The organism is Sphingomonas sp. LY54 (genome assembly GCF_035594035.1).
GTDB lineage: Bacteria > Pseudomonadota > Alphaproteobacteria > Sphingomonadales > Sphingomonadaceae > Allosphingosinicella.
Genome location: NZ_CP141588.1, coordinates 2,431,910 through 2,444,247, shown reverse-complemented (window position 1 = coordinate 2,444,247; position 12,338 = coordinate 2,431,910). Strand labels below are relative to the sequence as shown.

The window sequence follows — 12,338 nt, the reverse complement described above, 5'->3', positions numbered from 1 at the left end:
CGCTCCTTGCAATGACCGGCCGAGCTAGCGCGCCTCCTTCATCCGTCGGTCGAGGAAGTCCTCGATCGTCTTCCACAGATGCGTCTGGCGGCCCTCGCCCGTGACGGCATGGGTCGCGCCGGGATAGACCATCAGCTCGAACGGCTTCTGCGCTTCCTGGAGCTTGGCCATGAGCGCGGTCGAATTCTCGAACACGACATTGTCGTCGGCCATCCCGTGGATCAGCAACAGCGGATCGCTCATCTTCGCCGCGTCGGCGAGCGCGTCGGCAGCCTGATAGGGCCTGGGATCGGTGGACGGGTTTCCGAGGAAGCGCTCGGTATAATGGGTGTCGTACAGCTCCCAGCGCGTCACCGGCGCGCCCGATATGCCGGCGGCGAACGTGCCCGGCGCCGCTTGCAGCAGCTTCAGCACCATATAGCCGCCATAGGACCAGCCGTTGACCGCGATCCTGTCCGCATCGACATAATCCTGGCGCTTCAGCCAGGCGACGCCGGCGAGCTGGTCCTCGACCTCGACGCTGCCGAGTTTGAGGTACAACGCGTCGGCGAACTCGCGGCCGCGGCGGGGCGTGCCGCGCCCGTCGACCGAGAAGACGATCCAGCCCTTGTCGACCAGATATTGGTGGAGCGGGGTGCGGCTGTTCCAGTCGCGCACGACGCGGCCGCCGCTGGGCCCGGCATAGACGTCGATGAAGACCGGGTAGCGCCGGCCGGGCTCGCGCTTCGGCGACAGCATCTTGTACGGAATCGGCGTGCCGTCCGCGGCCGGAAGCGATCCGAACTGGGCAGCGACATGGCTGTCGCGATACGGGGCGTAGGGATGCGCCGCATCGAGCCTGTTCTCCTCGATCCAGGCGAGCCGGCGGCCGCCCGCGTCGGCGAGATAGACCTGGCTCGGATGGTTGGGGTTCGAGCGGAAGACGAGCGCGCGGGTGGCGCGCGCGTCCATCTCGACGTCGTTGTTGTTCCAGCCGGCTTCGGTCACGCGCACCGGCTTGCCCGGACGGTCGAGGCCGACCCAATAGAGATGCTGCTCGTCCGGATTGTCGAAGCCGCCGGTGAAATAGACGCGGCGCGCCTGCTCGTCGACGCCGGCCACTTCGTTCACTTCCCACGCGCCCTTGGTGAGCTGCGTCCAGCGGCCCTTGTTCCAGCGATTGAGATGCTGGAAGCCCGAGCGCTCGGACGACCAGATCAGGCTGCCGTCCTTCAGCGGCTTGAGATTGTCGTGGAGATTGACCCAGCTTTTCGCAGTCTCGCTGAACAGCAAATTCGCGCGGCCGGTGGCGGGATCGACGCGGAGCAGGTCGAGCCTTTTCTGGTCGCGGCTCTGGCGCTGGACGAGCAAGGCCTTGCCGTCGGCCGTCCAGTCGACGCGGGCGAGATAGACGTCCGGGTCCGCGCCGAGATCGACTTTGACCTGGCCGCTGCCGTCCGGCGCCATCACATAGAGGTCGACCGTCGCGTTGGCGCTGCCGGCGACGGGATAGCGCTGCTCGAACAAGTTGGTGCCGTCGGCGCCGATCGCGGCGCGGGTGACGACCTTCACCTCGCTCTCGTCGACGCGCGCGACGGCAAGAATGCGGTCGTCCGGGGACCACCAATGGCCGGTGTTGCGGCCCATCTCCTCTTGGGAGACGAATTCGGCCGAGCCCCAGCTCAGAGTGCCGCCGCCATCGCGGGTTAGCTGCCGCTCGGCGCCGCTGGCGACGTCGATCACGAACAGATTCTTGTCACGCACGAAGGAAAGGAAGCGCCCGGTCTCCGAGACCTTGGAGTCGACCTCGGTCTCCTTCGTGTCGGTCAGGCGTCGGACACTGCCGTCGAGGGCGGCGAGATAAAGATCGCCGTCGAGCGGCACCAGGATCGAGCGGCCGTCCGGCGCCCAGGCGTAAGCGGTGATCCCCTTGGTGCCGGCGATGCGAGCGCGCTCGCGCCGCATCTTCTCTTCCTCGGAGATCTCGCCGCCGCTGCCGATCCTGGCGCTGTCGACGAGCATGCGCGACACGCCGGTGGCGGTGTCGACCGCCCAGAGATCGTAGCGGTCCTTGTCGTCGGCGCGGTTGCGCAGCAGCGTGGCGAGGCGGCCGTCGGGCGACAATTTGGGCAGGCGCGGCGTGGGCCCGCTCAGCGACGGGCTCTGGAAGGTACGCTCGAGCGCCAGGTCCTCCGCAGCCGCCGGAGCCGCCAGCGCCAACATGCTTGCCGCCGCCGCCAGCAGCCCGATCGTCTTCCTCATCGCGTGCAAACCCTCTCGCTCTAACCTGCCGGCGGCCTAGCCGATCGCGGCGCGGACGGCCAGCCGAGCGCTCAGGCGAAGATCGACCAGCCGGTCCGCTCGACCAGCCGCTCCAGCGCGACCGTGCCGGCCAGCGATATGCCGGACTCCGTGAGGCCCGGCGACCAGACCGCGACCGCGCCGACGCGCGGCACGATGGCCAGAATCGCGCCGCTGGTGCTGCTCTTGCCCGGCAGGCCGACGCGGAAGGCGAAATCGCCGGACACGTCATAATGACCGCAGCTCAGCATCAGCGAAAGGATCCGCCGGCATTTGGACGCGGTCAGCACCGCCTCTCCGGTCAGCGGATGCTGCCCGTCATTGGCGAGATAGAGCGCCGCCCGGGCCATTTGGGTGCAGCTCATCGAGATCGCGCACTGGCGGAAATAGATGGACAGCGCCTCCTCGACCGGATGGTGGAGATTGCCAGCGGCGGCCATGAAATGGGCAAGGCTCCGGTTCCAGTGGCCGGCCTGCGATTCCGACATGGCGACGCTTTCGTCGATCGCGAGGCTTTCGTCGCCCGCGCCATCGCGCAGGAAATCGAGCAGCTCGCTCACCGCCACGTCGGCGCTGTCAGTGCCGATCAGATGATCGCCCACCACGATCGCGCCGGCATTCATCAGCGGGTTGCGCGGCTTGCCCTTCTGCGCCTCGAGCTGGAACAGGCTGTTATAGGGCGAGCCGGCGGCCTCCCGCCCGACATGGTTCCAGAGGATCGCGCCGACCTGCTGCAGCGCCAGAGACAGGCTGAAGACGTTCGCCACGCTCTGGATCGGGAAGGCCTCGTCGGCGTCGCCGGCAGTGAAGCTGGAGCCGTCGTTGAGCACCACCGCGAGGCCGAGCTTGCGCGTGTCGGCCTCCGCCAGAGCGGGAATGTAGGACGCGACATGGCCGTGGCCGCGATAGGTCTCCACATAAGCGAAGACCTCGTCGACGACGGCCTGCAGGTCGATCGGGCCGGCGCCGCTCATACGCGCTCCGGATAATCGGGCTGGATGTCGGTCGGGATGTGCGCCGCGTTGGCGAGCACCGTCCGCGCGTCGTCATCGAGCCGCGCGTAGCGATCGAAGAAAGCCTTGGTGCCGGCATAATCGCCATTGCCCTGGAGCCGGATGTAATCGGCGAGGAGATCGCGCAGACCGGTCTCCATCTTCGCATAGTCGATCCGGAAGCGCTGCTGCTGCCCGTCCCACGCGAAAGCGCCCTTCTCCTTCAGATAGGAATATTGGGTCGCGGCGCCGCGGCCGTGCGCCTCGTCGATGCCGAAACGGACGGCCCGGAAGATCCCCGCAAAGTAGGTGGCAAGCGCCTCCTCGCGCTCGGCGGCGGGGAGCTCGCCGCGCTTCATCATGTAGAGGATGTTGTACAGCCCCATCACGTCGGCCTTGGCTTCCTCGATCGCCGAATATTGGTCCTTCAGTTCGGCGTTGACCGTGGTCTGGCGCCCGTTGAGCGTGATCGTGCCGGGCCCGAGGCTGTGCGAGAGCTCGTGGAACAAGGTCTCGTTGGTCATATACTTCTTGCTGACCAGTTTGGCCTGCTCGGGGACGAGCACGAAGCCCGCCATCGGCGCGAGGATGCGGTCATATTTGGCGCCGAGCACGTTGGCGAGGATCACCTTCTTGGCGCCCTTGGCCTCACGCACGCGCTCGTCATTGGGCAGGTTGAAGGCGACCGTCTGCACGCCGGGCACGTTGTCGCCGCCGCCATGGACCTGGTCGGCGACCAGGATCGGCGAATTGAACGGCCGGTTGAAGTTCTTGTAGCGCGCCTCGACCGGGAGATTGCGCTCCATGTCGGGCAGCAACTCCTTGTAATGCGAGAGCGCGCCGCTTTCCTTCGGGTCCTGGACGGTGACGAAGGCCTCGAACGCGGTCTTGGTGCCCATCAGCGTGTCGGTGTAGACCTCATAGGGCCCGATCACGACCTCGATCGGCGTGCCCTGGACGTCCATCCAGGCCAGCTCCGATTCGTAATAATCGTTGGTGCGGAAGGCCTTGGCGCGGAGGTTCAGGAAATTCTTCAGGCTGGCGTTGCTGGTCGTCGCCGCCGCTTTCTCGAGCAGTTGCGCGGCCGGCTCCAGCCACTCCTTATATTCCTGATTATAGGGCACGGCGACGAGCCGATCGCCCTGCCGCTTCACCACCGTATAGCCGCTGGTCAGCGCTTCCTTCTCGGCCGGATGCGCGGCGAGATAGGCTTCGAACGCTTCCTTGGTCAGGTCCTCCGGGTAGAAGCCGGCGCCCGGCGGCATCGGCTGCGAGCCCCAGAAGGGATGGTTTTCGGCGAGCGTGTCCCACGGGCCGAAATGGAGGTCGAACATGTCGAGCAGCAGCGGCTGGTCGGCGCGGCGCGAACGCTCGATCGCCTGCCGGGTCTGCGGATTCCGGACCGAGCGCTGGCGCAGATAGATCGGGTTCATCAGCTCGGCCGCCTGGATGAGCAGGTTCACCACCTGCCGCTCCTCGCCGTTCAAGAAGGCCGTGTCCGGCGCCATCTCGATCCGCGCGATCTTGGTGCGCGAGGCGGCGAGGTAGTAGCTATCCTTGGCCGCGGCCGGGGCGGCGATGGCGGAGGGCGGCTCGATCGCCTGGCCGGTCGTGCAGGCCGCGGTCGTCGCCGCCAGGGCAGCCAAAATCACTGTGCGCATCGCATTCTCCTCCGATCGAACGGCAGCTCTAGCCGCAGGGCGCGCCGATTGGAACGGCGGCGGCATGGCCTGCGCGGACAACGCAGCTTTCGGCTTATCGATGCAAGGAGATGGATGCCCCGCGAGGATTCGAACCTCGATAGACGGAATCAGAATCCGTAGTCTTACCATTAGACGACGGGGCAGCGTGGGCGGCGAAATAGGAGGCTGCGGCGGGGCTGTCAACGGGCCTGGGGGTGCGGGTTGCCGCACGGCGGCTTTCGCTATACCTTGGCTGGCAAGTCAAAGGCGGCGGCCCCCGCCGCCTGAACGAGAATATAAGAGTGTACGAGCATGGCGCAGCTAGCCGCCACCGCTCCGCAGGCATCGGGTACGGCCCCGGACCGTGCGGCCCCGGCCCGCCCGACAGAGCGGCGGCCTTCCCCAAGACACACCTATGGCGCGCTTGATCTCGGCACCAACAATTGCCGGCTGCTGATCGCGCGTCCGGTCGACGGCGGCTTCGTCGTGGTCGATGCCTTTTCGCGCGTCGTCCGCCTCGGCGAAGGGCTCGCCGCGAGCGGCCGGATCAGCGATGCGGCGATCGACCGGGCGCTGTCGGCGCTGTCGGTCTGCGGCGACAAGCTCCGCCGGCGCCGCGTCTCGCTGGCGCGCTCGGTCGCGACCGAGGCCTGCCGCCGCGCCGTCAACGGCCGCCATTTCGTCGAGCGCGTCTACCAGGAGACCGGGATCGCGCTGGACATCATCTCGCCCGAGGAGGAAGCGCGGCTGGCCATGCTCGGCTGCCACCGCCTGCTCGAGCCCGGCGACGGCCCGGCTTTGATCTTCGACATCGGCGGCGGCTCGACCGAACTGGTGCTGATCGACACCGACGGCCACAATCCCAAGATCAAATGCTGGTGGAGCGCGCCGTGGGGCGTCGTCTCGCTGACCGAGAGCGAAGGCCGCGACTTCAAGACGCCCGAGGAGCGGATGGCGGCCTATGTCCGCATGCGCGAGCGGGTGAAGAACGCGTTCAGCCGCTTCGTCCTGATGCTGCCCGAGGCGCAGGACAATATCCGGCTGATGGGCACGAGCGGCACGGTGACCACCCTGGCCAGCGTGCACCTGGCGCTGCCGAGCTACGACCGGCGCGCGATCGACGGGCTGATGGTGCCGGCCGAATCGATGCGCGCGGTCAGCCAGATGCTGTCGCGCATGTCGCTGGCCGAACGGTCCGAGCTGCCCTGCATCGGCCACGAGCGCGCCGACCTCGTCGTCGCCGGCTGCGCAATCCTGGAGGCGATCATGGACATCTGGCCGGCCAAGACGCTCGGCGTCGCCGACCGCGGCATCCGCGAAGGAATCCTGCGATCGCTCATGGCGCGCGACGGCCATCCGATATAAGCGCTCCTGATGGTACAGGATAAAGGCCTCCGAACCCGGGTGAAGACCGCCAAGGGGCGCAAGGCCGGCTCGACCCGCTGGCTCGAGCGGCAATTGAACGACCCCTATGTGAAACGCGCCAAGGCGGAGGGCTATCGCTCGCGCGCGTCCTACAAATTGATCGAGCTCGACGAGCGTTTCGGGTTCCTGAAGGGCGCCAAGCGTGTCATCGACCTCGGCATCGCCCCCGGCGGCTGGAGCCAGGTCGTGCGCCAGCGCCTGCCGCAGTCGATCGTGGTCGGCATCGACCTGCTGCCGACCGATCCGCTCGACGGCGTCACCATCCTGGAGATGGATTTCATGGACGACAAGGCGCCGGACCTGCTGAAGGAGGCGCTCGGCGGCCCCGCCGATTTGGTCCTCTCCGACATGGCGGCCAACACCGTGGGCCATCCCCAGACCGACCATCTGCGCACGATGGCGCTGGTCGAGGCCGGCTTGTTGTTCGCGACCGAAGTGCTGCGGCCGGGCGGGGCGTTCGTCGCGAAAGTGCTGGCCGGCGGCGCGGATTCGCAGCTCGTCGCGGAATTGAAGCGCAACTTCACGACGATGAAGCACGCCAAGCCGCCGGCCAGCCGCAAGGGCTCGTCGGAATGGTATGTCGTGGCCCAAGGCTTCAAGGGCCCCGCGCAAAGCTGAGCGTCGTTCTGCTGCCGCACGTCATGCCGGCGGAGGCCGGGATCTCGTGACGAGATTGCGCTAAACTCGTCCTGAGGCCCCGGCCTGTGCCGGGGCGACGTTCAGGAAGCGCGGGCCTTCGCAATCGCTTCCTTGAGCGCTTCGTAGCCGACCGCACCCTGCAGCACCTGGTCGCCGACGATGAAGGTCGGCGTGCCGGTCGCGTTGATGGCGCGGGCGAGCTCGTAATTCTTCTCGATCTCGGCGTGGAATTCGGGCGAGCCCGGCGCCGGGACGATGCCGGTCGCGACCTGGGCCGCCTTGACGGCCGAGGCGGTGGGCCGGCCGGCCGCGAACAGTTGATCGTGGAAGCGCTTGAACTTGCCCTGCTTGGCGGCGGCGAGGCTGACCTCGGCCGCGGCCTGGCTGTCCGGGCCGAGCACCGGCAGCTCGCGCCACACGACCTTCAGCTTCTTGTCCTCGGCGAGCAGGCGCTCGATGTCGGGATTGCTCTTGCGGCAATAGCCACAGGCATAATCGAAGAATTCGACGAGGACGACGTCGCCATTCGGCGCGCCCGCCCAGGCGCCGTGGAAGGGCGTCTCGATCGCGGCGCGGTTCTCGGAGATGACCTTGGCCATCTGCTTGCCCTGGAGCCGGTCGACCGCCTCGGGGATGATCTCGGGATTGGCGAGGATATATTCGCGCACGATCTTCTCGATCCGCGCCCGATCCGGGTCGGCCGAGAATTTCGTGCCCTGCCCGGCGAGCGCCATTACGGCACCGCCGATCACCAAGCCGACGAGGCCTGCCCCCACCATATTTCTCCTGTTCATGAAATACGCTCCGGCCGCAAAACGGGGCCCTGCGGCCCGGTCAGCGGTTCTTCTTGTTCTTCTCGACGTCGGTCCGCGACACCATGGCGATGTCCTGCGCGCGAATCCAGTCGGGGCTGCCGGTGGGGATGCCTTTCATCGCCTGCTCGGCATTGGCCAGTGCAAGCTTCGAATAGCCTTCGAGATTGTAGCGCTCCGCCGTCGCCAGCGCGGCACGGGCGGTATCGCCCTCGCGGTCGTAGACGATGCCGAGCTGGTACCAGGCGAACGGATTGGAATTGTCCCTCCCAACCGCCGAGCGGAGGATGGACTTCGCCTCCTGGAAATTCTTCTCGTCCTCGGTGGCGATCAGGGCATGGCCGAACAGGGCCGAGATGAGCGGCTGATCGGGTGCGATCGCGACCGCCTGGCGCAGCGATTCCAGCGCCTCTTTGGGCTTGCCCGATTCGAGCAGGATCTGGCCCTTGAGCTCGAGGAAGAAGGGATCGCGCGGGCTGTCGCGCAGCAGGCTTTCCACCTCGGCATTGGCGCGGTCGGGCCAGGCGCTCTTGTGCCAGGCATAAGCGCGGGCGTAGCGGCCGGGCACGCTCTTGTCGCTCTCGGGATATTTGATCAGCGTCTGCTTGGGATCGCCGACGAAGCCGGCCAGCTTGGCCTTGATCCGCTGGAAGCGCTTCTCGAGCTCGGGATCGCTCGGCTTGTTCCAGGCCGGATCCTTTTCGTAGAGATGCTGAAGCGCGGTGATGCGCTCGCCGGTGAGCGGATGGGTGCGCGCATAGCCATTGTCCTGCGGGATGGCCAAGCGGAACTCCATATTCTGCAGCTTCTTGAAGAAGGCGATCGAGCCCTTGCCGGTGATCCCCGCGCCGGACAGATATTTGGCGCCGGCCTGGTCGGTCGTCGCCTCCTGGGTGCGGCTGTAGGCGAGGAACTTGCCCATCGCCGCCTGCTGGCCTGCGGCCATGATGCCCGCGCCCGCATCGCCAGCGCCCGCGGCCATCGCCGCGACGCCGAGCAGAAGCGACAGCAAGGTGATGCCGGTCGCGACCTTCATGCCCTCGCCGATACGAATGATGTGGCCGCCGGTGATGTGGCCGAGCTCGTGGGCGAACACCCCCTGGATCTCGTTGGCGCTCTCGGCGGCGGTCAGCGTGCCCGAATAGAAATAGACGATCTGGCCGCCGGCGACGAAGGCGTTGATCTCGGGGCTGTTGAGCAGGACGACCTGGACGTTTTCGGGCCGGAGCCCCGCGGCCTCGATGATCGGCCGCGACATATCGCGGAAGAAGGCCTCGGTTTCGGCGTCGCGCAGCACCGATTGGGCCGCGGCGGGCTGGACCGTGAGCGCGAAGCTCAGCGTCAGGAACAGGATCAGCCGGGCCAGGAAATGGCCCGGGCGGCGGCGTGTCGGGGGAGCCTCAGCCATGGCCAAGGCATATCCGTTTCGGCGCCTGAACCCTAGATGAAAGTGCGATGCCGGAGGACCTCGTCGATCCCCCGGCACCTTTTGACTGAAGCGGTGGGTCAGCCGCCGAATGTGCGCTGCCACCAGCCGCGCCGCGGCGGGCCGCCATCCTCGGCCTCGGCGGACGCATCGGCGCCATTTCCTTCGGCTGCCACCTGACGTTCGAGCACCGGCGCTTCCGGTGCGGAAGCCGGCACCGGCGCCACGGCCGGCGTTTCGGCGGCGGGCGCCTCGGCCGGAGCTTCGGCGACGACTTTCTTGGCGCGGCTCCGGCGCTTCGGCTTTTCGGCGGGCGCTTCGGCTGCGTCGTTGGCTGCGGCGGGAGCCGGCGCGGCCTCGACGGGCTCGGCTGCTTCTGCCGTTTCTGCCGCGGGCTCAGCCTTCTTGCGGCGGCTGCGCTTGGGCTTGGCGGCCGCCTCTGCCGCGGGCTCGTCGACCGAAACCTCGGCGGCAGGCTCTACTGCGACCGGAGCTGCGTCGACGACGCTTTCCACGGCCTCGGTGCCTTCGTCGCCCTGCTTGCGGGCACGGGGACGGCGGCGGCCGCGGCGCGGCTTCTCATCATCCTGCTCAGCGGCAGTGGCGGGCGCTTCGGCTTCGGCTTCGACGGGCGCGGCCTGGCCTTCGGCCTCGGCTGCACCCTCCTCGCCGACGACCTGCTCGGAGTCCTCGCCCTCGTGCGGCTCGCCCTCCCGGCGACGACCGCCACGGCGGCCGCGACGGCGACGGCGCTTGCGACCGCGGTCGCCCTCGCCCTCCTCGGAACGCTGGCCTTCGCGCGGGCGGCGCTCTTCGCGCACTTCCTCGGCGGGCGCCTCTTCCTCTTCCTCGTCCTCTTCTTCCTCGAGGATCTCGTCGTCGAAATCTTCCTCGACGATCGGCTTGGGCTCGAAACGCGGCCGCTCGACCGGGCGCGGCCCGACCGATTCGACGCTCATCTTCGCGCCTTCCAGGCTCTCGTCGATATGGACTTCGACGATCACGCCGTAGCGCGCCTCGACTTCGGCGATCTCGTGACGCTTCTTGTTGAGCACGTAGACGGCGGCCTCGCGGCCGGCGCGCAGGATGATGCGGCTGCCGCGTCCGCGCGCAGCTTCCTCCTCGAGCATGCGCAGCGCCGACAGGCCCGCCGAAGAGGCGGTGCGCATCAGGCCGGTGCCCTCGCAATGCGGGCACGGCTTGGTCGAGGCTTCGAGCACGCCCGTGCGCAGTCGCTGGCGGCTCATCTCCATCAGGCCGAAGGACGAGATGCGGCCGACCTGGATGCGGGCGCGATCGTTCTTGAGCGCATCCTTCATGGCCTTTTCGACCTTACGGATGTGGCCGTTCGATTCCATGTCGATGAAGTCGATCACGACCAGGCCCGCCATGTCGCGCAGGCGAAGCTGGCGCGCGATCTCGTGCGCGGCCTCGATGTTGGTCGCGTAGGCCGTCTGCTCGATATTGTGCTCGCGCGTCGACCGGCCCGAGTTGATGTCGATCGAGACCAGGGCCTCGGTCGGATTGATAACCAGATAGCCGCCGGACTTCAGCTGGACGAGCGGATGGTACATGCCCGAAAGCTGGTCCTCGACGCCGTAGCGCTGGAACAGTGGCACCGGGTCGGCATAATGCTGCACGCGCCGGACGTGGCTCGGCATCAGCAGCTTCATGAACGAGCGCGCGGCGCGATAGCCCTCCTCGCCCTCGACGATCACCTCGTCGATCTCGCGATTGTAGATGTCGCGGATGGCGCGCTTGATGAGATCGCTGTCGCCGTAGATCAGCGCCGGAGCGGCCGACTTCAGCGTGTTCTCGCGAATCTCGTCCCACAGGCGGGCGAGATAATCGAAGTCGCGCTTGATCTCGGTCTTGGTGCGCGAAAGGCCGGCCGTGCGAACGATGCAGCCCATCGTCTTGGGCAGGTTCAGATCGGCCATGATCGCCTTCAGGCGCTTGCGGTCAGCGCCGTTGGAGATCTTCCGGCTGATGCCGCCGCCGTGCGACGTGTTGGGCATCAGCACGCAATAGCGGCCGGCGAGGCTCAGATAGGTGGTAAGCGCCGCGCCTTTGTTGCCGCGCTCTTCCTTGACGACCTGGACGAGCAGCACCTGCCGGCGCCGGATGACGTCCTGGATCTTGTAGCGGCGACGCAGATTCTGGCGCTTGCGGCGCAGCTCGTCGGCGGCATTCTCTTCCGAGCCGCTGGCCTGTTCCGGCTTGGCGCGCGGCGTGCCGTCTGACTCTTCGCCCTCCTCGCCTTCGTCGCCTTCCTCCTCGGAATCGGTCTCGACGACCTCACCCTCGATCACGTCGTCGTCGTGATCGTCATAATGTGCGTCCTCGGCGGCGCGCAGGCGCTCTTCCTCGGCGGCATGCTCGGCCTCCTCGCGGAGCAGGGCCTCGCGATCCTCCTTGGGGATCTGATAGTAATCGGGGTGAATCTCCGAAAAGGCCAGGAAGCCGTGGCGGTTGCCGCCATAATCGACGAACGCCGCCTGCAGCGACGGTTCGACCCTGGTTACCTTGGCGAGATAGATATTCCCCTTGAGCTGCTTGTGCTCGGCCGATTCGAAATCAAATTCCTCGATCCGGTTTCCCTTGACGACCGCCACCCGGGTTTCTTCCTGGTGGCGCGCGTCGATCAACATGCGCATTGTCATTGAAATCACTCCACGCGCGCGCCGGCTTGCTTGCGAGCAAGCGGCTCACGCGTTCGAATAGGGACTTAGGCGCCGCCGGAAGGGCGCGCGTCGATGTCCGGGTTGTACAGAAAAGTGTGTCTGCTGCCTGGAGCAGGCCGGTCACTAATGCCGGCCGAAACGTCCCCGCCACGCCAGAACCCAAAAGGGGGCGTTCGAATTGCGGGGAAAAATGCCTCATGCAGCGTCAACCTAGGTGGCCGGCTGAAACGCCGGCGTAACTCGCTCGGCTCGACGATCTGGAAAGCAATTTCCGTTTTCTTTCGAACCGATTTCGAACTGCTAGCATCGCCCGCGAAAAGCAGCAACCGGTAACGCTGCGGTTCCTACTGCATTTTCTTAGTGGACCGCCGGGCAGCCGCCACGGCACATAGGGCGGA

The 12,338-nt window shown here is 67.0% G+C and carries 8 protein-coding genes and 1 tRNA gene; 2 read left to right on the top strand and 7 right to left on the bottom strand.

Annotated elements, in window-relative coordinates; genetic code table 11:
- Nucleotides 1-24: 24 nt before the first annotated feature.
- From SH591_RS12200 to SH591_RS12185, 4 genes are all read right to left on the bottom strand, one after another.
- Nucleotides 25-2,241, bottom strand: a complete 2,217-nt coding sequence (locus tag SH591_RS12200) for a S9 family peptidase (protein ID WP_324749339.1) — start codon at nt 2,239-2,241, stop codon at nt 25-27.
- A 71-nt stretch (nt 2,242-2,312) separates the two neighbouring features.
- Nucleotides 2,313-3,254 (bottom strand): glutaminase, encoded by a 942-nt coding sequence (locus tag SH591_RS12195; protein ID WP_322832489.1) that lies wholly within the window; start codon nt 3,252-3,254, stop codon nt 2,313-2,315.
- Nucleotides 3,251-4,933 (bottom strand): dipeptidyl-peptidase 3 family protein, encoded by a 1,683-nt coding sequence (locus SH591_RS12190; RefSeq protein WP_324749338.1) that lies wholly within the window; start codon nt 4,931-4,933, stop codon nt 3,251-3,253. The genes SH591_RS12195 and SH591_RS12190 overlap by 4 nt, the downstream gene beginning before the upstream one ends.
- Before the next feature lie 111 nt (nt 4,934-5,044).
- Nucleotides 5,045-5,118, bottom strand: a tRNA-Gln gene (locus SH591_RS12185).
- Nucleotides 5,119-5,266: 148 nt separating this feature from the next.
- On the opposite strand from SH591_RS12185, the gene SH591_RS12180 reads away from it, so the two are divergent.
- Entirely contained in the window at nt 5,267-6,319 is a 1,053-nt protein-coding gene (locus SH591_RS12180; RefSeq protein ID WP_324749337.1) for a Ppx/GppA phosphatase family protein, read from the top strand.
- A gap of 9 nt (nt 6,320-6,328) precedes the next feature.
- Complete coding sequence (locus SH591_RS12175; protein WP_324749336.1) at nt 6,329-6,997, top strand: RlmE family RNA methyltransferase; 669 nt, start codon at nt 6,329-6,331, stop codon at nt 6,995-6,997.
- 101 nt (nt 6,998-7,098) lie between these two features.
- On the opposite strand, the gene SH591_RS12170 is transcribed toward SH591_RS12175, so the two are convergent.
- The 3 genes from SH591_RS12170 to SH591_RS12160 form a co-directional block, all read right to left on the bottom strand.
- Nucleotides 7,099-7,812 carry a DsbA family protein gene (locus SH591_RS12170; RefSeq protein ID WP_322832485.1) on the bottom strand — a complete coding sequence of 238 codons (714 nt, stop codon included), beginning with the start codon at nt 7,810-7,812 and terminating at the stop codon, nt 7,099-7,101.
- A 40-nt stretch (nt 7,813-7,852) separates the two neighbouring features.
- Complete coding sequence (locus SH591_RS12165) at nt 7,853-9,238, bottom strand: M48 family metalloprotease (protein WP_324749335.1); 1,386 nt, start codon at nt 9,236-9,238, stop codon at nt 7,853-7,855.
- Nucleotides 9,239-9,336: 98 nt separating this feature from the next.
- Complete coding sequence (locus tag SH591_RS12160) at nt 9,337-11,919, bottom strand: Rne/Rng family ribonuclease (protein ID WP_324749334.1); 2,583 nt, start codon at nt 11,917-11,919, stop codon at nt 9,337-9,339.
- Between the last annotated feature and the right edge of the window lie 419 nt (nt 11,920-12,338).